General features: G+C 54.1%; 15 protein-coding genes. 6 read left to right on the forward strand and 9 right to left on the reverse strand.

Annotation, left to right across the window (positions count from 1 at the left end; genetic code table 11):
- Nucleotides 1-27 precede the first annotated feature (27 nt).
- Nucleotides 28-3,288 (reverse strand): isoleucine--tRNA ligase, encoded by a 3,261-nt coding sequence (gene ileS, locus KO216_RS05155; protein ID WP_251451870.1) that lies wholly within the window; start codon nucleotides 3,286-3,288, stop codon nucleotides 28-30.
- 284 nt (nucleotides 3,289-3,572) lie between these two features.
- Here ileS and proC point away from each other — a divergent pair, with 284 nt between their 5' ends.
- The 3 genes from proC to KO216_RS05170 all read left to right on the forward strand — a co-directional run bounded on the left by proC (nucleotide 3,573) and on the right by KO216_RS05170 (nucleotide 5,880).
- Nucleotides 3,573-4,388 (forward strand): pyrroline-5-carboxylate reductase, encoded by an 816-nt coding sequence (proC, locus tag KO216_RS05160; RefSeq protein WP_215523220.1) that lies wholly within the window; start codon nucleotides 3,573-3,575, stop codon nucleotides 4,386-4,388.
- 97 nt (nucleotides 4,389-4,485) lie between these two features.
- On the forward strand, nucleotides 4,486-4,812 hold the full coding sequence (locus KO216_RS05165; protein ID WP_215523221.1) for a YciI family protein: 327 nt from the start codon (nucleotides 4,486-4,488) through the stop codon (nucleotides 4,810-4,812).
- Between the two features lie 99 nt (nucleotides 4,813-4,911).
- On the forward strand, nucleotides 4,912-5,880 hold the full coding sequence (locus KO216_RS05170; protein WP_215523222.1) for a bile acid:sodium symporter family protein: 969 nt from the start codon (nucleotides 4,912-4,914) through the stop codon (nucleotides 5,878-5,880).
- Nucleotides 5,881-5,978: 98 nt separating this feature from the next.
- On the opposite strand, the gene aspS is transcribed toward KO216_RS05170, so the two are convergent.
- Complete coding sequence (gene aspS, locus KO216_RS05175; protein ID WP_215523223.1) at nucleotides 5,979-7,763, reverse strand: aspartate--tRNA ligase; 1,785 nt, start codon at nucleotides 7,761-7,763, stop codon at nucleotides 5,979-5,981.
- A gap of 166 nt (nucleotides 7,764-7,929) precedes the next feature.
- Here aspS and KO216_RS05180 point away from each other — a divergent pair, with 166 nt between their 5' ends.
- Nucleotides 7,930-9,795, forward strand: a complete 1,866-nt coding sequence (locus tag KO216_RS05180; protein ID WP_215523224.1) for a DEAD/DEAH box helicase — start codon at nucleotides 7,930-7,932, stop codon at nucleotides 9,793-9,795.
- A gap of 119 nt (nucleotides 9,796-9,914) precedes the next feature.
- On the opposite strand, the gene KO216_RS05185 is transcribed toward KO216_RS05180, so the two are convergent.
- Together KO216_RS05185 and KO216_RS05190 are read right to left on the reverse strand one after the other, a co-directional pair.
- Nucleotides 9,915-11,294 (reverse strand): UTP--glucose-1-phosphate uridylyltransferase, encoded by a 1,380-nt coding sequence (locus KO216_RS05185; RefSeq protein WP_215523225.1) that lies wholly within the window; start codon nucleotides 11,292-11,294, stop codon nucleotides 9,915-9,917.
- Nucleotides 11,295-11,324: 30 nt separating this feature from the next.
- Nucleotides 11,325-12,665 (reverse strand): DUF349 domain-containing protein, encoded by a 1,341-nt coding sequence (locus KO216_RS05190; protein WP_215523226.1) that lies wholly within the window; start codon nucleotides 12,663-12,665, stop codon nucleotides 11,325-11,327.
- A 131-nt stretch (nucleotides 12,666-12,796) separates the two neighbouring features.
- On the opposite strand from KO216_RS05190, the gene KO216_RS05195 reads away from it, so the two are divergent.
- Nucleotides 12,797-13,552 (forward strand): MBL fold metallo-hydrolase, encoded by a 756-nt coding sequence (locus KO216_RS05195; protein WP_215523227.1) that lies wholly within the window; start codon nucleotides 12,797-12,799, stop codon nucleotides 13,550-13,552.
- A 90-nt stretch (nucleotides 13,553-13,642) separates the two neighbouring features.
- Nucleotides 13,643-14,212, forward strand: a complete 570-nt coding sequence (locus tag KO216_RS05200) for a hypothetical protein (protein WP_215523228.1) — start codon at nucleotides 13,643-13,645, stop codon at nucleotides 14,210-14,212.
- Here KO216_RS05200 and KO216_RS05205 read toward each other — a convergent pair.
- The 5 genes from KO216_RS05205 to KO216_RS05225 all read right to left on the reverse strand — a co-directional run bounded on the left by KO216_RS05205 (nucleotide 14,201) and on the right by KO216_RS05225 (nucleotide 20,559).
- Nucleotides 14,201-16,507, reverse strand: a complete 2,307-nt coding sequence (locus KO216_RS05205; protein ID WP_215523229.1) for a RelA/SpoT family protein — start codon at nucleotides 16,505-16,507, stop codon at nucleotides 14,201-14,203. The two genes, KO216_RS05200 and KO216_RS05205, sit on opposite strands and share 12 nt — an antisense overlap.
- A gap of 85 nt (nucleotides 16,508-16,592) precedes the next feature.
- Nucleotides 16,593-17,132 carry an adenine phosphoribosyltransferase gene (locus KO216_RS05210; protein WP_215523230.1) on the reverse strand — a complete coding sequence of 180 codons (540 nt, stop codon included), beginning with the start codon at nucleotides 17,130-17,132 and terminating at the stop codon, nucleotides 16,593-16,595.
- Nucleotides 17,129-18,217 carry a protein translocase subunit SecF gene (secF, locus tag KO216_RS05215; protein ID WP_215523231.1) on the reverse strand — a complete coding sequence of 363 codons (1,089 nt, stop codon included), beginning with the start codon at nucleotides 18,215-18,217 and terminating at the stop codon, nucleotides 17,129-17,131. The genes KO216_RS05210 and secF overlap by 4 nt, the downstream gene beginning before the upstream one ends.
- On the reverse strand, nucleotides 18,214-20,085 hold the full coding sequence (gene secD / locus KO216_RS05220; protein ID WP_215523232.1) for a protein translocase subunit SecD: 1,872 nt from the start codon (nucleotides 20,083-20,085) through the stop codon (nucleotides 18,214-18,216). The genes secF and secD overlap by 4 nt, the downstream gene beginning before the upstream one ends.
- Nucleotides 20,086-20,127: 42 nt before the next feature.
- Nucleotides 20,128-20,559, reverse strand: coding sequence for a preprotein translocase subunit YajC (locus KO216_RS05225; RefSeq protein WP_215523233.1), 432 nt, complete (start codon nucleotides 20,557-20,559; stop codon nucleotides 20,128-20,130).
- Between the last annotated feature and the right edge of the window lie 4 nt (nucleotides 20,560-20,563).

The following is a 20,563-nucleotide window of genomic DNA, read 5'->3' on the forward strand; positions in this document are numbered from 1 at the left end:
AATCCCCCTTTGCGTCCGGCATATTACCTATACCGGATGCACCGCAGTGATGTTGATTTTCACCTCATCTGCGGTCGCCGCTTCTACCCTAAACGCGGTAGCCAGTACTTCCCGGGCGATCATTTGGGCATGCTCTTGCACGCCGGCTACTCGCTCGCTAGGAACTTCCAGCACCAGTTCAATGCGATCAGAAACGTGCAAATCCTGGGCTTTACGCTCATCTTGGATGGAGCGCACCAAGTCGCGGGCATAGCCTTCGGCCTCAAGCTCCGGGGTGATTTCGGTATCGAGTACCACCACTGTCCCATCGCCCAGAACCGTGGCCACCTGTCCTTCTTCAACTTCAACCGTGGTAGACAGCGAGAACTGGTCCCCGCTTAAAGTAACTGGCTGGTCGGCAACCAACACTTCGGGGAAGACAACGTTTTCGCCCTCTTCGTGCCACTGACCGGTCTTTTGAGCCTTAAATAGCTGGGAAGTAACTTTGCGAATCTCAGGTGCGAAGGCTTTCGGATTCAACTTCAGTTGCCGCTGCAGCTTAAGCCCTGACTCGCTAGAAGCCTGCAACACTACCTGCTTGACGTTTACTTCCCCGGCAATCAATTCCGAGAAATCCGCCAGTTTTTGGGCGTCATCATGCACAATAGTCAGTGACTTCAGCGGCTGACGTACCCGCAGGCCGTGGGTCTTACGCAGCGAATGAGCCGCCGAAACTACCTCGCGCACCATATCCATAGCGGATACCAAAGCAGGGTCATCAACCGTATCTGGAAGCACCGGGTAATCGCAGAGATGTACCGACTCTCCCCCGGTTAGTCCCCGCCAGATTTCTTCGGTCACTAGCGGAGCCAGCGGCGCCATCACCCGCATCAATACTTCTAGGCAAGTGTAGAGCGTGTCGTAGGCTTCGGTATCTTCTTCCCAGAAACGATCCCGGGAAGTACGCACATACCAGTTAGTCATCAAATCCAGATGCTCGCTGATCGCATCGCAAGCCCCCGGAATATCGTAGCTATCCAGCAGCTCCTTGACATTTAGCGCTAAGTTACGGGTACGTGCCAATAGGTAGCGATCCATAACTCCCAGTTGCTGCAGCGCTTTCGGATCCTCTAAATCCAAGGCTTTCGCCTGGTAACCGGCACCTTTATTGCAGGAACCGGCATAGAGGGCGAAGAAGTAATAAATGTTCCATAGCGGCAAAATCACGTGGCGAACCGTATCCCGAATCCCCTCGTCCTTTACCACCAGGTTGCCGCCCCGCACCACCGGGGAAGACATTAGGAACCAACGCATCGCATCCGAACCGTAGGTGTCGAACACTTCGTTTACGTCCGGATAGTTGCGCAGCGACTTCGACATTTTGCGGCCATCATCGCCGAGCACAATCCCGTGAGAAACACAGGAAGTAAAGGCCGGCCGATCAAAAAGCGCCGTAGCCAACACGTGCAGCACGTAGAACCAGCCGCGGGTCTGCCCAATATATTCCACGATAAAATCGCCGGGATAGTGATCCTCGAACCATTGCTGGTTTTCAAAGGGGTAGTGTACCTGCGCATAGGGCATGGAACCGGAATCGAACCAGCAGTCCAACACGTCAGGGATCCGGCGCATCATGGATTTGCCGGTGGGATCATCCGGGTTAGGACGCACCAAAGTATCGATAAACGGCCGGTGCAGATCTTTAACTTCTACCCCGAAATCTGCTTCTAGTTCCGCCAGCGAACCGTAAACATCTACGCGCGGATAGGTAGGGTCATCAGACTTCCACACCGGGATGGGGCTACCCCAGAAACGGTTACGGGAAATCGACCAGTCGCGGGCGCCCTCCAGCCATTTACCGAACTGTCCATCTTTAATATGCTCGGGTACCCAGTCGATCTGCTGGTTTAGCTCCACCATCCGTTCACGGAAGTCAGTCACTTTTACAAACCAAGAAGAAACCGGTTTATAAATCAACGGCTTGCGGCAACGCCAACAGTGCGGATAGGAGTGTACAAAGGACTGTTGCCGCACCAGCACTGCCCGTTTTTCTTTCGGGGTGCGCGCCAAGGGGCCTTGGTCGTCCTCGTTACCGAGCCGGAAGTCGCGAATAATCTGTTTATTGGCGTCAAAAATCTGTACGCCCTGGTAGTCGGAGACCTCCGCGGTGAATAGCCCGGCGTCATCTACCGGGGTGACGGCGTTAATCCCATTGGCGGTTAGCAGGATCATATCGTCCTCGCCGTAGGGAGCCTGGTGCACCAGACCGGTACCGTCAGTGGTGGTTACGAAGTCCGCAGCCAGTACGTGATAGGCCTTAGCGCCCGGGGTTTCCCCCTCGCCCAGCTGGTCTTTGTAGTAGTCAAAAATCGGCTCGTAGGAGCGTCCTACCAGCTCCGATCCCGGGTATTCTGCCACAATCTGGGGATCTTCCCCTAGTTCTTTCGCGTAGGCAGGCAACAGGTCACGCGCGATAATAACTTTTTCCCCGGCTACCGGAGATTCTAAATCTGCTTCTACCTGCACGGTCACATAGGTGATCTCGGGGCCGACTGCGATTGCCAGGTTAGAGGGCAGCGTCCAGGGGGTGGTGGTCCATACCATCGCCAGTTCGCCTGTTTCCAGGCGTAGCCCCACGGTTACGGTATTGTCTTGACGATCCTGATAAATATCGTCATCCATTTTCAGTTCATGGTTCGACAGCGGAGTCTGGTCGTTCCAGCAATAGGGCAACACCCTAAAGCCCTCATAGGCCAGTCCCTTATCGTAAAGCTGTTTAAACGCCCAGATCACCGATTCCATATAAGTGACGTCGAGGGTCTTGTAGTCGTTATCGAAATCTACCCAGCGTGCCTGGCGGGTAACGTATTCTTCCCACTCTTTGGTGTAGCGCAGCACTGATTCCCGGCAGGTCTGGTTGAATTTTTCAATCCCGATACCGTCCGGGCCTTCAATTTCGGATTTGTCTTCAATATTGAGGATGCGTTCGGCCTCTAGTTCTGCGGGCAGACCGTGGGTGTCCCAACCAAAACGCCGTTCCACCCGGTGGCCTTGCATGGTTTGGTAGCGGCCGACCACGTCTTTTACATAGCCGGTCAGCAAATGCCCATAGTGGGGCAGGCCGTTAGCAAAAGGAGGGCCATCGTAGAACACGAACTCGTTAGCGCCCGCATCTCCGGCATCTCTTTGGGCAATCGATTTGCGGAAAGTGTCGTTCTGCTTCCAATACTTCAGGGTCTGTTCCTCTAGCTGGGGGAAAGACGGATTGGCGGAAACATCGCCATCTTTATGCCGCGGATAGTAGCCCACGTTAAACCTCACCTATTTCGAGCCGTTACTGCCAGTGCCGGGACGAAGGCTTTTCAGCCTCGCGGTACCACCCCGCTTCACCCAAAACTTGGGCCTCATTAACTGCTGTTACGGGCTTACCCGTCTGGTTCTACTGCCTGTTATCAGGGTTCTTCCAGAGGCTCCTCGGTGATAGCCGGATCTACGCCACTTCCCAACAGCATAGCCGGTTTAACTTTTTCTGGAAATTTTGTCCGCGCTAAGATAAACACAGTTGGCATAAATCACTTTCTTTTGGAGGACGCATGGTCAAGTTAGGGGTTATCGGGGTTGGTTCTATGGGAGGCGCGATTGTGCGCGGCCTCCTTGCTTCCGGCCAAATGCAGGCGGAAGAGATTTTGGCTTTCAACCGTACCCGGGAGCGAATGCACGCCCTCGAGGAGGAGTTTTCTCTGCCGGTAGCCCCCGATGCTGCCACCGTAGCCCGGCAATCTCAGTACCTGCTGCTGGGAGTAAAACCCTATATGATTGCGCCTCTGCTCGATGAACTGGGCGACGCCCTCGCCGGAAAACCAGTAGTGATCTCGGTAGCTGCCGGAAAACCTTTAGCGGATATTGAAGCGCATTTACCAGCACAAACCCCGGTAGTGCGGGTGATGCCAAATGTGAATGCCCAAATCAACCAGTCAATGTCCGGGATTGCTGCCAACCAATATGTGAGTGAGGAGGAAATGAGCGAAGTGCGCGCCATGTTTGACGCTATCGGGAAAACCGCGCTAGTACCGGAGGATCATTTCGCTGCTTTTGCCGCGCTCGCTGGGTGTTCTCCGGCCTGGATTTACCGTTTCATTGATGCTCTTGCGCAGGCAGGCGTGGCCCACGGTTTTAAGAAAGACGAAGCCACTCAGATAGTAGCGCAGGCGGTAGCGGGTTCGGCGCTAAACGTGCTGCAAAATCTGCCCCAGGGGCTAAACCCGCAAGCTTTAGTGGATCAGGTTTGCTCCCCGGCAGGTACTACGGTTGCTGGTCTGTTAGCGATGGAAGATGCCGGTTTTTCGGCGGCTGCGCGCGCGGCAGTTAACGCCGCAGTCGCCCGGGATAATGAATTATCAGCTTCGTAAATATGCCGGTTTTTTAAGGCGAGCTGGGATAGGATGAAAGTAGTTGACGTTAGCCCCATCCAGTGGCAGCTAGCAAGGCACAAAATGTGAGGTAAAGATGGCTACTCCCGGACACGAAGACAATCAAGGAATGTGTCTTTATATAGTTCTTTACGACTACGATCCCGAACTACTGGGGCGCAAAAAAGAGCTGCGAGATGAGCATCGTACCTTTATGCATCGCCTAAACAGCCTGGGCACCGTGCTTTCTAGCGGGCGCACCGCCGCCGGAGATGAGCGAGGATCTTTAACCATCATGCTGGCACGCGACGTGGAAGAAGCACAGCGAATCCTCAAAGATGACCCCTACGCTCAAGCTGGAATCGTAAAATCCATGACCGTTCGGGAATGGTCGCCAGTAGTAGGAACTTTTGCCGACTGTTAGAGCAGCAAGCTTTTTGAGGTGCTGGTAAAACTCTCCCCCGCTGCCGCCCAGCCCTAGGCAAGTTAGACCAGTTAGGCTGCGCGCAGGTATCTTAGTTTTGTGAGTGGAAAGCAGCGATTACGCAGTCTCCTAGATCCCTTCATCATCTCCATCCTGGTGATTTTGGTGCTCGGGATTCTATTCCCGGTACCTGCGGTGGTTGTGACCGCTTTGGGATATTTGGGGAACGCCCTGATCGTACTGTTGTTCTTCCTATATGGGGCACGCCTGTCTACAAAAGAAATTTGGGAAGGCTTAAAGAACTGGCGTCTACAAGGAACCGTTGCGCTTTCCACTTTTGTACTTTTCCCGCTGCTGGGAATAGCGATGCACCCGGTAGATCTAAAGCTATTGGGGCCAGTTTTCGCCCTCGGAACTCTATACCTAACCTTGCTGCCCTCTACCGTCCAGTCCTCGGTAACTTTCACTTCTATTGCAGGCGGAAACATTGCGGGGGCAGTTTGCTCGGCTACTATCTCTAATATCGCGGGGATTATCCTCACCCCCGCCCTGGTATTCGCGGTGATGGGCAGAGCCAGTGGGATTGAGGCTTCGCGGGTGGTAAACGTGCTGCTGCAACTGCTATTGCCCTTTGTTTTAGGGCAGCTGGTTCACCGTTTTATCGGCAAGTGGCTAAATGCACACCGCCGCCTTACCAAAGCTACCGATAATGGAACTATCTTGGCGATTGTGGCCTCTTCGGTTTGCGGTGCCACTGCCGGCGGACTCTGGCAACAAATCTCCGCCCACCAAGTGGGATTGCTGCTGCTGCAATGCATGGTGGTACTGGCCATTATGCTTACCCTCACCTGGAACCTAGGACGCTGGGTATCGCTAGCGCGGCGCGACCGGATTGTGCTGCTAATGTGCGGATCCAAGAAGTCCCTGGCCACTGGTTTACCGATGGCAGCGATTATTTTTCCGCCCGCTACCGTTGCGGCTGTAACTATCCCGGTGATTGTGTTTCACCAATTCCAGTTACTTGTCTGCGCGATTTTGGCGCGTCGCTTAGCCGCCAACCCTTCGTAAGTTGGCGAACCGGGCGAGGAAAACGAGCAAAGCCTAAACTAAACCGCCCCTACGAGCTAGAAGCCAGGTAGGGGCGGCATTAAGGTTTATTTGCGAGGTTAGTCTTCTTCGTCCTCCGGCACGAAGTCGACCCCACTTTCTTTACGCTGCTCGGGCGTAATCGGAGCCGGAGCATCGGTTAACGGATCGTAGCCGCCCCCGGACTTGGGGAAAGCAATCACGTCGCGAATCGATTCCGCGTGGGTCATCAAGGAAACAATCCGATCCCAACCGAAAGCAATCCCGCCATGGGGAGGGGCACCAAACTTGAAGGCGTTCAGCAGGAACCCAAACTTTTCTTGAGCTTCTGCTTCCGACAAACCCATTACCTTGAAGATGCGTTCTTGCACGTCACGGCGATGGATACGGATGGATCCACCTCCGATTTCATTACCGTTAAGCACAATATCGTAAGCATAGGCTAGGGCGTTGCCCGGGTCTTCCTCGAAGCGGTCAAGCCATTCGGGTTTAGGAGAGGTAAACGCGTGGTGTACTGCGGTCCAAGCAGAGGCTCCCAGCGCCACGTCCCCTTCGGCTTTCGCGGCCGCCGAGGGCTTAAACAGCGGGGCGTCCACTACCCACACGAACTTCCATTCATTCGGGTCTAGCAGGTCGCAACGGGCACCGATTTCTAGGCGCGCTGCCCCCAGTAGGGCGCGAGCCTCATCGATCTTTCCGGCACCAAAGAAAATGCAGTCCCCCGGTTTCGCTCCGGTTGCCTCAGCTAGGCCCTCGCGCTCGGTATCAGTGAGATTCTTGGCTACCGGCCCCGATAGGGTGCCGTCGTCTTCTACCTTTACGTAGGCCAAGCCTTTACCGCCACGCGAACGCGCCCAATCTTGCCATTTATCGAAAGTGCGCCGCGGCTGGGAAGCGCCTCCGGGCATCACTACTGCTCCCACATATTCGGCGTTGGCGAACACCCTAAAGGGGGTGTCTTTAAAGTATTCAGTCAGGTCAGTTAGTTCCAGACCAAAACGCAGATCCGGTTTATCAGTGCCAAAACGCGCCATGGCATCGGCGTAGGTCATATGAGGAATCGGGGTTTCAATATCGACATCAATCAGCTTAAAAATAGCTTTAAGTACCTGTTCGGCAACTTCGATAACGTCTTCTTGCCGCACGAAGCTCATCTCTACGTCCAGCTGCGTGAACTCTGGCTGGCGGTCAGCGCGGAAGTCCTCATCCCGATAGCAGCGGGCAATCTGGTAGTAGCGTTCCATTCCCGCCACCATCAGCAGCTGCTTAAACAGCTGGGGCGACTGCGGGAGCGCATACCAAGAGCCGGGAGCGAGGCGAGCCGGTACCAGGAAGTCCCGCGCGCCCTCGGGAGTAGAACGGGTCAAAGTTGGGGTTTCGATCTCTACGAAGCCCAAAGAATCTAAAGTATCGCGAGTGACTTTGGATACCTTAGAGCGCAGACGCAAACGGTTTGCCATCTCGGGTCGCCGCAAATCCAGGTAGCGGTATTTAAGACGCGCGTCCTCGCCAACCTTCCCGGAGTCCTCGGCGTGTACCGAAACTTGGAAAGGCAGCGCAGCGGCGGGGTTTAGTACCTCAACTTCATCGGCGTAAACCTCGATTTCACCGGTAGGAAGTTCCGGGTTTTCGTTGCCTTCAGGGCGAGGATGCACCTTGCCCTTAATACGCAGAACATATTCGCTGCGCAGCTCATGAGCAATTTTCTCGTCATGGATAACGACCTGCGCCACCCCGGAGGCGTCGCGCAAATCAATGAAGCAAACGCCTCCGTGATCGCGGCGACGATCTAGCCAACCCGCTAGTTCTACTGTTTCTCCCACCAGGTCGCGGTTTAGAGTTCCCGCGTCATGCGTTCTGAGCAATGCTGTTCCTTTCCTCATGTAACTGTTAATAGTCTAGCGCCCCCGCGAATCGCTGGCATTTTCCGCCGGTCTTGGTGTCGTGTTTCACTGGCTATCATTTGCTAACTTTGCTGCTACCTCCGGTAACGTTAAAGCGAATAGTTTTTAAGCAGACAGGCAAAAATTAATGAGCGAAATAGCTGCGGGGGCGAGTGCGTCCTCTTTGGAGACCAATCCCGACTTTGAAACCGGGGAACTAGACCTGGAGGGCAGCTTCGATACCCACGAAGCAGACGCCACTAATGGAGATTCCTTTGCGGAAGAAACCACTTTCTTTTCCGACCTGGGGTTACCGGAAATCATTTTAGATACTTTAACCGATATGGGATTTACCGAGCCCACCCCGATTCAGCGGCAGGGAATTCCTCCCTTGATGGCCGGACGGGACGTAGTGGGGATTGCCCAAACCGGGACGGGCAAGACCGCCGCTTTCGGACTGCCTATTCTGTCCGCATGTGACCAAACCGGGCAGGTTCAAGCCCTAATTCTGGCTCCCACCAGGGAGCTTGCTGCTCAGTCCGCGACAGCGATCACTGAGTTCTCCCGAGGAATGAAGCTAAAAGTGGTGGCGGTTTATGGCGGCGCCTCTTACGGACCGCAAATTTCGGCGCTGCGAGAGGGTGCCCAAATCGTGGTCGGCACCCCTGGACGGATTATGGATTTAATGGAGCGCGGGGAGCTGAATTTATCGGCGCTCAAGTTCTTTGTCTTGGATGAAGCCGATGAAATGCTGCGCATGGGATTTTCCGAGGACGTGGACCAGATTGCCAGCGGCGCTAACCCGAATGCTATCCGCGCCCTCTTTTCCGCCACTATGCCTCCGGCGATTAAACGGATTGCGGAGCGTCACTTGTCCGATCCGGTAGAGATTTCGATCGCGCCCCAATCTTCCACGGTCGAAACCGTGAATCAGACCTATGCGGTGGTACCTTTCAAGTTCAAATCCGAGGCTTTATGCCGGGTACTAGCACTCAGCGAAGCCGCGGCCTCGATCGTGTTCGTGCGTACCCGTATCGACGCCGAGCAGGTAGGCTCCGAACTACAAAAAGCCGGGTTCTTAGCGGCTGCCATCAGCGGTGATGTGCCGCAGGCAGAGCGGGAACGGATTGTAGCCCGCCTGCGCGATGGCGGCCTGGATGTGTTGGTGGCTACCGATGTGGCTGCCCGCGGCTTGGATGTAGAACGTATCGGGCTGGTCGTAAATTACGATGTACCGCGAGAAGCCGAGGCCTATGTACACCGGATTGGTCGTACCGGCAGAGCTGGACGCGAAGGAACTTCGCTTACTTTCTTTACTCCCCGGGAACGTCCTCGTAAACGAGTAATCGAAAAACTCACTGGCGAAATAATGACCGAAGTGTTTATTCCCTCCCCTGCCCAAGTCGCGTTGGCGCGGGCAAATCGAATGAGTGAGCGTGTCCAAAGCCGCCTAGAGAAGGGGGAAATGGATGTTTACTATGACGCTATCCAAGACCTGGTGGTTTCCCGCGGAATCGATATCGGGGACGCCGCCGCAGCGCTGCTAGCGCTCGCCAGCGGTGATCTAGGCCCGGAAAAACGGCAACTTGATTTCCGCGTCCGGCGGGAAGAAAAAGTCGACGAATTGGGACGTTTTATTTCTGCCAGTTTTGAGGAAGGCCGCGAAGGCGCCTCTGCGAAGGGTGCGCGCGGCAAGGGCGCGGCTCGCCGCCACTTTTCTTCTACTTCCGCTCGGCGCTATCGAGTGGAGGTAGGACGCCGAGATCGGGTTAAACCGGGTGCCATAGTGGGGGCAATCACCGGTGAGGGCGGCCTCAAAGGTGGCGATGTGGGGCATATCGATATTTTGCAGAGTTTCTCGCTGGTAGAGATGGCGCGCCCGCTTTCCCCGGAAACTATTCGCAAGATTGCCAAAGCCCGAGTCTCGGGACGCACCTTGCGGATACGCGAGGACGAAGGCTCCGGTAAAAAGAGTGGCAAGAAGCGCGATTTCAAGCGCAAACACCGGGGCTAAGCGATTCTTTTCTCAGGGGTCAGCCCCGGTTAAGCGAGGCTGGGATTTAAGCGGTTTTGGTTGCTTGCGGCGGTTTCGGGTCGGCATTTCCAGAAGCTACCGGCTAAAGCCTTAACTGGTTAACCGGCCAGGCTAGTGCCCGCAGCTATCTGCTGTTCTTCCGCAGTTTCCAAGCTAACTTGACCCTGCACTTTGACGTCCTTACCGAAGGTATAGGGGCCGCTAACTTTAAAAGCCTTAGCTTCTCGCAGCGAGGGCACCCCGGCCGGGAAACGCGCCTCGAAATCAGCGATCTTCTTAAAGTAGCGGGAATCCAAATCCACTTCGACTTCTTGGTCATTGACCTTAAGCAGATGGTAGTTATCGCCCAGTTCATAAATGTCTGAACGCACTAAAGTCAGTTCATTAGTAGTTTTCACCGGCAGGAAACGGCTGCGCGGCACCAATATGGCGGTAGCGCCCTTAAAGGATGCAATCGCTGCCCCCATCGCGGTTTCCATTTGAATAACCGCTGGGCTTTGGGAATCGGAGGGGTCAACTGTTTTGTGGTTTGCGATTAAGGGCAAGCCCAACACCGCGTTGCGCTCTACCAAAGTATCGCGCAGTTTCACCAGGTCAAACCAGAGGTTATTAGTGTGGAAGAACGGATGCCGATGTTCATCGGTAAAGTAATCCATCTGTTCCGGCGGAGTCTGGGCAGTGTCACGCAAAATCAGTTGTCCATCGGCTTTGCGGATAGCTAAATGACCACCCTTGCGGTCATTGATCGTGCGGATACATAGCTCCGCGGCATAGGGGGCGCCACTGGCCGCAAACCAGCCCGCGATCTCTGCGTTCGGGGTGGCTCCCAAATTATCTGAGTTAGAGGTCATCGCATAGCGATAGCCGGCATCGATCAGTTTATCTAACAGTCCGGAGCCATAAAGCGCAGTGTAGATGTCGCCGTGTCCAGGCGGGCACCACTCTAAAGAGGGATCTTTTTCCCAAGAAACCGGGGTTAAATCATCGGCTCGCAGTTTCGGTTCCTGATTCTGTAAGAAATCTAAAGGCAGTCCGGAAACTTCAATTCCCGGGTGATTCTGCAAAGCCGCCAAAGTGTCTGCCTGGGTACGGAAAGAATCCATGAAAATCAGCGGCAAGCTAACCCCGAACTCTTTCCGTGCTGCCATTACTTGCTGGCAAATAATATCTAGGAAAGTGAGCCCGGCACGCACCGGCAACAAAGACTTGGCCTTATCCATGCCCATGGAAGTGCCCAGTCCCCCATTGAGCTTAATCATCACAGTCTTAGCTAGAGCAGACTGTGCCTGCTGGGGGCTAACCTGGTTATCTTCCAAGCGATCCACGCTGGTCAGCGGGGAAATGGTTTCCTCGGGGATAAAGCTGCTATGTTCGCCCTCTAAAACCTGGTAGTAGTGCGAAAATACCGAGATGGCTGCCGCGCTAACCCCGGCGTTCTCCATTTTCTTGATTGCTTGGGCTAGTCCGGTTTCGCTCATCACAGACCTCTTTGTTGACGTTAACAGCTCCTAAAAAGACTCTACCTGTTTTAGCCAAGCCTCACGGGCTTTTAGCGACTCTTTTAGTTCCGCAGCTTTTTTGCTATCCCCGGCAGATTCTGCGTCAGCAATCTCCGTCTTAATCTGCTCAATCAGCGATATAAGCTGCCCAGCCATCCCTTCGGCGCGTGCCTTGGTTTCAGGATTAGATTTGCGCCAAACTTCTTCTTCCAGGCTGCGCAGGTGATCTTCGACCGCCCGCATCCGCCGTTCCACGCGGTCAATATCGCCGCGCGGCACATGCCCAATCTCATCCCACTTTTCTTGCAGGGGACGCAACTTTGCCTTCAGCTCATCTACATCGGTGATTTCTTTAAGGGCTTCCGCCTTTACCAAGATGGCTTCTTTTTTCTGAAGATTCTCAGTTTCGAGGGCGTTAACCGCCTCGTTTTGGGCGTTGCGGGCATCAAAGAACTTTTGCTGTGCGCGGTGGAAACGTTGCCAGAGGGCATCGTCTTCGCGGCGTGAAGCCCTGCCCGCGGCCTTCCAACGCTGCATCAAATCACGGTAAGCCCGGGAGGTTTCCCCCCAATTGGTGGAGTTAGAAAGTGCCTCGGCCTCGATAATCAGTTTTTCTTTAGCGGCTTTAGCCTGGGATTGGGCCACATCTAGCTCGTTAAAGAATACCCGGCGTTTTTTATCAAAAGCCGAGCGAGCCGCCGCGAAACGTTTCCACAGTTCGTCTTCGATTGAGCGTTCAATACGTGGACCGGCGTGTTGGAGGCGTTTCCACTCGTCCAGTAAATCACGCAGTTCCTGCCCGGATTGTTTCCACTGGGTGCGCGCAGAATCCTGCTCGGCGATTTCCTCGGCTCTCACCACTACTTTTTCACGGTTTTTACGCGCTTCTTCTTTGGCTTCTGCCCGCTGAGCTGCTGCCTCTTCCTTGCGTTTATCGGCTTTTTCTTGCAGCCGCGCCACTTTTTCCCGCAAAGCAGGCAGATCCCCTACCGCTGCCGGCTGTGCTACCTGCTCACGTAAAGATTTCATAGTCTGGTCAATCTCGCGTTCAGCAAGTTTAGGTAGCCGTTCGGCGAATAAAGATATTTGAGCAGCTAAATCCAGGTAGCGCCGCACATAGATATTTAACGGGTTCTCAGGTACTTCCGCCGGGAACTGTCCAATCTGACGTTCTTCTTCTCCGTCCTTAACCCAGACGCGCCCCTCTTCATCGACGCGCCCAAAGGGTAACGCTGCAGAAAAGTCAGGGGTTTTTATGGGCACTACCGGTTTATTTTCCCTGGGCAGATGAATCTTCCCCGGGGTCGGTACGGGCCTGGGCTTCGGAGCGGTATCGGGCTGTTCAGTCACTAATTTTTCCTTAAATCAGTTATTTTCACGGCTAGGCTTAGCCGCTTGCGCGCGGAGCGTATTGCTCCTAAACCATATTATGCCCTAGAGCAACTAAAGCACCAAGGCCGCGCATCCTTTAAGATGAGCCTATGAGGATCGAAAAGTTTTATGCCCCGTTTTATTCGGAAAATCCCTATCTGCTTTTAGCTCCCGACAGCAACCAGGCGCTAATAGTCGACCCCGGACAGGGAGCCTTAGAGCAGATCAAACAGGAGCTATCTCGTCTAGAGGCGACGGTGGCGGCGGTGCTATGTACCCACGGACATGCCGATCATATTTGGGATGCTCATGCGGTGGCCGGTAAAGCTCCGGTTTATATTCCGGCCCCGGATGAATACCGTTTCCACCCGGAGCAACTGGATCCTCGCGAACGCATCGAGCATCAACTATCACTCCCGCCTTGGAAAGCGCCCGAAAACCTGCAGGTGTTGCCGGGTGCCGCCACCAATGAAGGCGTAGAACTAGCTCCCGGAATTTTTATGCGAGCAGTACCAGCCCCCGGACACACCGAAGGCTCCACCCTATTCCTTTTTGAAACTCCTGAGATTTCTGGCAAAGGAGGCGAGGAAGCACAAAAAATTTACGATAACTGGCTAGCAGAATCAGAAAGAGAGCCCGAAAAGCCACAAAAACTTGCCCTCTCGGGGGACGTAATCTTTTTCGGCTCGGTTGGACGCACCGATCTGCCCGGCGGAGACTCCCAACAAATGCTGCATACCTTGCGCACCCTACAAAACGTGATTGACCCCGATACCGTGCTATTGCCCGGGCACGGTCCGGCCACGGTCTTCGGATTGGAAAAAGCCCACAACCCTTTCTTTGCACAGGCAAGATACCAGGGATAAAAACTTTTCCACAGTTAATCTAGTTTCAAGTTTTCCTTGCGGACTTTTCCTGGCTTTCCGCTAAGCGCTTGGGGGCTGGAAGCTTAAAGCATGGAAGCAATACTGGTCGATGCGCTGGAAAACCAGATCCTGCATGGTTCGGCGCGGGCATCATTGACCCGCGGGAATCGTTTTGCCTGCTGGCGGGGAACTAACGCCGAGATCCTGGCGGAACCAGTAACCCTATCTTCAATCTATGGACGCGCCCTCTTCTTAGCTCCCCTACTTCCAAAAGAATGTTTCTTAACCGGGCATTCCGCAGCCTGGGTGTGGGCAGGACAGGGGCTTCCTCCCGAAACCTTATATATCGCCAGCGCACGCCGCCCCCTGCGTGCCGCCGATTCCCGCTTTTGGGTTCACCTCGATGCCCCCTCTCGCCGCCGCTTAGCCAAGCGCGGCATTAAAACCCTGGGTACCCATCGGGAAGCTAGCTGCCCACCCATTCCCCTCTCTGCAGGGCAAAGCGGGGAAAACCAGGCCGACTTCTTGCGTCTAGGAAAAGTTCGGCTGCTTAGTCCCCAAGCGGCCTTACGTTTTTGTAAACGTCACCCGGATCTTCCCGGAGGTGACAGCTGGAACCGTACCCGCCTACTCAAGCTGGCTAGTCAGTTACTTTCGTAAAGTACGGGTAGTGCGCTCAGCTGAGAACACCCCGGGAACTTTGCGAATATCGCTCAAAATGGTGTGCAAATAACGCGAATCTGCTACCTCAAAAGTGTAGCGGGAACTAGCGACCCGATCCGAGGAGGTATTCATCGAAGCCGCCAAGATATTGGCGCGGTAATCAGAAAGCACATTAGTAACGTCGTTAATCAAACCTTCGCGATCTAGCGCCTGAATCTCAATCTCCACCTGGAATTTAGCGGTGGGATGATCAGCCCAAGACACCTGCACTACCCGTTCGGGATGAGCCATCAAATTTTGGGCGTTAGCACATTCTTTACGATGAACTGACACCCCGTGTCCGCGGGTAACGAATCCGACGATTTCATCTCCGGGGAGGGGGTTGCAGCAGCGGGCAATCTTGGTCCAGATTTCCCCTTGTTTCATTCCCTCCACCTGGATGCCGGTACCTTCGTTCCCCCCAAGAGGGCGAGCCTCTACCTGTTCGGGAAGTACCGCTTCGGATAGGGTTTCTTCGGCACCGTCTTCTCCCCCGGCGCTTTCCATTAGTTTGTCCACTACATTGGCGGGAGAAACATGATGCGAACCCACGGCCGCGTAGAGGGCGGAAATATCGCTATAACCCATGCCGGAAGCTAACGCCGTCATAGTGTCATGACTCATCAGGCGCTGGAGCGGTAGATTCTGTTTGCGCAAATAGCTAGAAATCAGATCTTGACCGGTCTCAATAGCTTCTTCGCGTCGTTCTTTCGAGAACCAGGCTTTAATCTTGTTGCGCGCCCGGGGGCTGGCCACGAACTTTAGCCAATCCCGAGAAGGTCCCGAGTTAGGTGACCGGGAAGTCAGTACCTCTACACTGTCCCCATTTTCCAGTTTGGTATCTAAGGGGACCAGTTTGCCGCCGACTTTCGCCCCCACAGTCCGGTTGCCCACCTCGGTATGTACCGAGTAGGCAAAATCTACTGGAGTGGATCCGGCAGGCAAGTCTTTAACCTCTCCCGCAGGGGTAAACACATATACCCGGGAACCGGACATTTCGTAGCGCAGCGAATCTAAGAATTCGCCGGGATCTTGGGTTTCCTTTTGCCAATCCACCAATTGGCGCAGCCAGCCCATTTCATCGCCATCTGCCAATGCCGTTTTATTTTCACCCGCAGACTTCGCGTTCGGGTCTTCTTTGTACCGCCAGTGAGCAGCGATACCATATTCGGCGCGGCGATGCATTTCGTAGGTACGAATCTGGATTTCTACCGGTTTTCCGCCTGGCCCCACCACCGTAGTGTGTAGCGACTGATAAAGGTTAAACTTAGGCATCGCAATATAGTCTTTGAAACGCCCAGGAATCGGGTTCCAACGCGCATGCATTTCCCCCAAAACGGCGTAACAGTCTCGCACTGTTTCTACCAGTACCCTTACCCCAACCAGGTCATAGATATCGTCGAAATCGCGCCCCCGCACAATCATCTTTTGATAAATGGAATAGTGATGTTTCGGCCGCCCGGTAACTTCTCCCGCGATCTTATTTACCCGTAGATCTTCTTTGATCTTGTCGATTACTTCCCGCAGATATTTTTCGCGCTCCGGGGCACGCTCATGCACCAAGTTATCGATTTCTTCATAGAGATCCGGGTAAAGAGTTTTAAAAGCTAGATCCTCTAGTTCCCATTTAATGGTGTTCATCCCCAGGCGATGCGCCAGGGGCGCAAAAATTTCTAGGGTTTCGCGCGCCTTATTTTGTGCCGACTTGGGGGATACATATTTCCAGGTACGGGCATTATGGAGGCGGTCTCCCAGTTTAATCACCAGTACCCGAATATCGCGGGACATGGAGATAATCATTTTTCGCACAGTTTCGGATTGTGCTGCCTGCCCGTAGGTGACTTTGTCGAGTTTAGTTACCCCATCGACCAGCAGGGCGATTTCTTCCCCAAAATCTGCTGTCAGCTGCTCGAGAGTATAGTCAGTGTCCTCAACCGTGTCATGGAGCAGCGCCGCCGCCAAAGTAGTGCTGGTCATCCCGATTTCGGCCAGGATAGTGGCGACTGCTACCGGATGGGTAATATAGGGCTCGCCCGATTTACGGAATTGGCCTTCGTGGCAACGCGAAGCCGTCTGATAGGCGCGTTCAATCAGGGAAATATCAGCTTTAGGGTGATTGGCTCTCAGCGCCCGTACCAGGGCTTGAATATGGGGATCAATGCTCTTAGAACGCCCTGTTAACCAGGCTAAAGACGCACGCACCCGCGAGGACGGAACCGCATTGGCGCCCTCATCGGGAGTGATAGAAGTCATGCATCTAGTTTAGTGACTCACCAGTCATTTCCCCAAGTTTCCAGTTAGAAACCACCAAAGGAACGGAAAGAGCTGCGTAAATAGGCTAAATCAAAGTGAGGGCTTCACATTCAAGGTCGCCAATATGGGCGCGGCCGTCGAGTTCTTCCAGCTCCATCAACACGCACACGGATTCTACGATTGCCCCCGCGCGTTTAATTAGCGCCGCCGAAGCATTTACGGTGCCTCCAGTGGCCAGCACGTCATCGAGTACCAAGACTCGCGCGCCCTCGGCAATAGAATCCGGCTGTAATTCCATCCGGGATTTACCGTATTCGAGGCCGTAGTCAATCCCGATTACTGGACCAGGCAGCTTCCCCGCTTTGCGGATCATCAAAGTTCCCAGCCCCAGTTCTACCGCTACCGGAGCCGCAATCAAGAAACCACGAGACTCCAGTCCGGCAACCAAATCAACCCGACCCCGATAAAAGTCAGCTAGTCCTTTCACCAACTGGGAAAATGCTTCTCCGTTTGCCAGCAGCGGGGAAATATCGCGGAAGAGTACCCCCGTTTGCGGAAAATCCGGTACGTCACGCAGATTATCGCGAATAATTTTCCCTAAAGGGGCGAGTTTCGGATTAATCATCGCTTACTCCTGGGGGTGCGTTTAGGTTGTGCCTGTTGGCCCTGGTGATGACCAGACTTTAGAGGTTGCGCCACCCGGGAAAGCTCCGGAGCCTTGCCATCTTCCTGATCGCTGCCTCCCGCACGCCGATCCAGTACCTTTTGGGTGTGGCTGGAAATCTTTTCGCTGCGAGTACGCAACACCATCAGCATAGAGGGTGCAATCAGAATCGAGGACAGGGTACCGGCGATCATCCCCACAAATAGGGCAAGCGAAATATCGCGCAGGGTGCCGCCCCCGAGAGTAATCCAAGAAATCAACAGAATCGAGGTAACCGGCAATAGCGCCACCACTGAGGTGTTGATCGAGCGCACCAGGGTTTGGTTGATTGCCAGGTTGACAATCTCGCCATAGGTGGAGCGGGTTTGCTGCTCGAAATCAACCGACAGTTCCCGCACCTTATCGAAGACCACCACCGTGTCATAGAGGGAGTAACCCAAAATGGTGAGCACGCCGATGATGGTGGCCGGGGAAATCTCTACCCGGGTCAGCGCCAAAACTAGGCCGGTAATCAGCACGTCATGACAGAGCGCGAACAGCGCCGAGAATGCCATCGTCCAGGTTTTAAAGTATGCCCAAAGCATTAGCGCCACTAGGACGAAGAAAATCACCAGTGACTGCAGGGCCTTGAAGGTAACGTCTGCCCCCCAAGACGGACCGATAGTAGTCGCCGCCACTTTAGCCTCGGGTAGCTTATAGGCTTTCGCCAAATCGGTGACTACCTGGCGTTTATCAGTGGTATTTAGGGAAACCGATTGTACGCGCACTGAGGAGGCGCCTACCGAGTTAACCGAAGATCCCTTCAGTTTGGGATTGGCATTTACTACTTTTCGCGCCGGAGCTTGATCCCGTCCGCTGACGGAAGAAATCGTGAACTCTGTCCCGCCCTTAAAGTCGATAGAGCGTTCCAATCCCAGCACCGACATTGCAATCACTGAGATCAGCATTAACGCTACCCCAGCCAGCAGTAGGTACTTGCGGTTATCAATGAACTTGTAGGATTTGCGACCAGAATAAAGGGCGTTACCCCAACTTGCGAAACTCACTTGTTTTCCTCCTGGTCAGTCCCGGATGCTGACGCCAGCGCTTCCGAAGCAGCATCATCCCCACTGGAATCTGGTGTTGCGGTGTCTTTGCTATCCCCTGCTTTTTCCGCGGTTTCCTGGGGATTAGGTTTATAGACCGAGCGAATCTTACGAACCTTGCCCGCACCTACATAGCGGTAGGTTCCGCGCTGGGCTCCCAAATGCTCTGGATCCAAACCGGAAAGCTTATGGCCTTCACCGAAGAACTTAAAGCGCAACAGCCACACCATCATCGGGTGGGTGAAGATGAAGATTAGCGCCAAGTCAATCAAAGTGGTGACACCCAAGGTGAAGGCGAAGCCTTGCACCCCGCCGACCGCCAGGAAGTAGAGCACGCAGGCAGCCAACACGTTTACCAAGTCGGAGGTAACAATAGTGCGTTTTGCACGATCCCAACCGACGCTGACCGCGCTAGAAAGGGATTTTCCATCACGGACCTCGTCGCGAATCCTCTCAAAGTAAATAATGAAAGAGTCCGCTGTGGTACCAATCGAGACAATCACGCCCGCAATCCCGGCTAGCGACAGGCGGTAACCCATCGACCAAGAAAGCAAGGTCAATACCAGATACAGTATTACCCCAGCACTTACTAGGGAACCCACTGCCACCACGGCTAGACCACGGTATTGCCAAATCAGGTAGAACACCACCAGGATCAAGCCGATAATACCGGCAATAACCCCATATCGTAGCTGGTCAGCACCGAGAGTCGCCGAAACCTGCTGTTCAGATTGCACATCAAAGTTAAGCGGCAGCGAACCGAACTTTAATTGGTTAGCAAGAGCGGTGGAAGAAGAACGAGTAAAGGAGCCAGAAATTTCAGCTTTACCGTTAGTAATCGCGTTGTTTACTCCCGGGGCTGAAACCACCAGTCCATCCAGAACGATCGCAAACCGGTTTTTGTCGTTATTTTGCCCCGGTGGCAAGCCATTTTCTCCCGCAACCGGTTGGTTGCGGAACTTCATCATCCGGGTGGTAATATTCGCGAATTTAGAAGCCCCCTGCTTATCGAAGGCCAGATTAACTACCCATTGACCAGTGGACTGTCCGGAGGCTCCGGTTCCCATCCCGGATTCTGCAGAAGAAATCCGGGCACCTGATACCTCGGCCGGCGAAAGGATATATTTTTCGTGTCCTTCGCTCGAGCAGGCTACTAGCGGTTTCTTAATATCTCCAGAGGAGCCGCCCTCTCGAGAACTCTTTTGTTGGCAGTCTTTGGCATAGAACTCTTCGAGGACTTTTTCGGTAATCCAAGCGTCATCCGAATTATCTTTCGGCTGACCGAGCGGCTGATCGCTAATCTTGCCGTCACCGTTAATATCAGCCATCTGCTTGGCAAAAGCCTGCGGGTCGATATTAGCCTTCGGGGCTTCCTTCTTTCCCGATTTTTGTTGCTCTGCCTGCTGCGCTATCACCGATTGGGGAACTCCCGGGGCAGATCGCAGCACTGCCCGGAAATACAACTCGGCAGACTGGCGTACCAAATCCAAAGTTTCTTTCGAGGGATTACCCGGCAAAGCAACTAGGATATTGGAGTTACCTTGAGAGGTAATCTCGGCCTCAGATACCCCCGAGGCATCGATACGCTGGCGAATAACCTCAATCGCCTGCGTGATGTCTTCCGCAGTCACCGCGCGTTTTGCACCGGATGCGACGTTGCCTTTCGGAGTGAGGATCAGCTGGGTGCCGCCCTCCAAATCCAAAGCCAGAGAGGGAGTAGGATTCGCTTTCTTAGTGAGTACCCCCACCAGTAAAGTTCCCGCAAGGGCCAGCACAAGTACCAGGAAAAACGCCAGTGTGCGCCCAGCGTGATATTTTTTCTTAGCCAATGTTGTTCTTTCCGTTAAGTACGGTGATTATGTCTTCGCTGATTAGTTCTTTTCAGCCGAATCGCTGTCTTCGGAGGAAGAATCCTCTGCTTCACCAGCGGGAGTTTCGTCCTCTTTGACTTCTTCTTCTAGATTTTCTGCGGGCTGTTTATTTTCCTCGCCAGCGCCTTCAGTATCTGCGCCATCAGTGGCGGAATCGGTATCGGGAGCAAAGGGCGGGTTACCCACGCTAACGACAGCCCGCGTAGTCCACAGGGTTTCGGTGCCATCGGAAGTTTCCAATACGATTACGTCACCATCGGTTTCTACGTAGCGTCCATAAAAACCGGAGGTGGTCATTACCCAGGCGCCCGGCACCATTTCGTTTGCCAGTTTGTCGCGCTGATCCGCTTGCCGCTTCTTAGCATTGCGTGAAGAAAAGATCATCATCACTAAAAACGTGAGGATAACCGCTAGCAGTAACCCACTACCCATTGTC

This window comes from Varibaculum prostatecancerukia, from assembly GCF_943169825.2.
Taxonomy (GTDB): domain Bacteria; phylum Actinomycetota; class Actinomycetes; order Actinomycetales; family Actinomycetaceae; genus Varibaculum; species Varibaculum prostatecancerukia.

Excerpts from the sequence above, each read along its gene's own strand:
- KO216_RS05210 (WP_215523230.1), bottom strand. The coding sequence starts at position 17,132 with ATGATTAATCCGAAACTCGCCCCTTTAGGGAAAATTATTCGCGATAAT.
- KO216_RS05205 (WP_215523229.1), bottom strand. The coding sequence starts at position 16,507 with ATGACTTCTATCACTCCCGATGAGGGCGCCAATGCGGTTCCGTCCTCG.
- KO216_RS05195 (WP_215523227.1), top strand. The coding sequence starts at position 12,797 with ATGAGGATCGAAAAGTTTTATGCCCCGTTTTATTCGGAAAATCCCTAT.
- KO216_RS05200 (WP_215523228.1), top strand. The coding sequence starts at position 13,643 with ATGGAAGCAATACTGGTCGATGCGCTGGAAAACCAGATCCTGCATGGT.
- KO216_RS05185 (WP_215523225.1), bottom strand. The coding sequence starts at position 11,294 with ATGAGCGAAACCGGACTAGCCCAAGCAATCAAGAAAATGGAGAACGCC.
- KO216_RS05180 (WP_215523224.1), top strand. The coding sequence starts at position 7,930 with ATGAGCGAAATAGCTGCGGGGGCGAGTGCGTCCTCTTTGGAGACCAAT.
- KO216_RS05165 (WP_215523221.1), top strand. The coding sequence starts at position 4,486 with ATGGCTACTCCCGGACACGAAGACAATCAAGGAATGTGTCTTTATATA.
- KO216_RS05225 (WP_215523233.1), bottom strand. The coding sequence starts at position 20,559 with ATGGGTAGTGGGTTACTGCTAGCGGTTATCCTCACGTTTTTAGTGATG.
- proC (WP_215523220.1), top strand. The coding sequence starts at position 3,573 with ATGGTCAAGTTAGGGGTTATCGGGGTTGGTTCTATGGGAGGCGCGATT.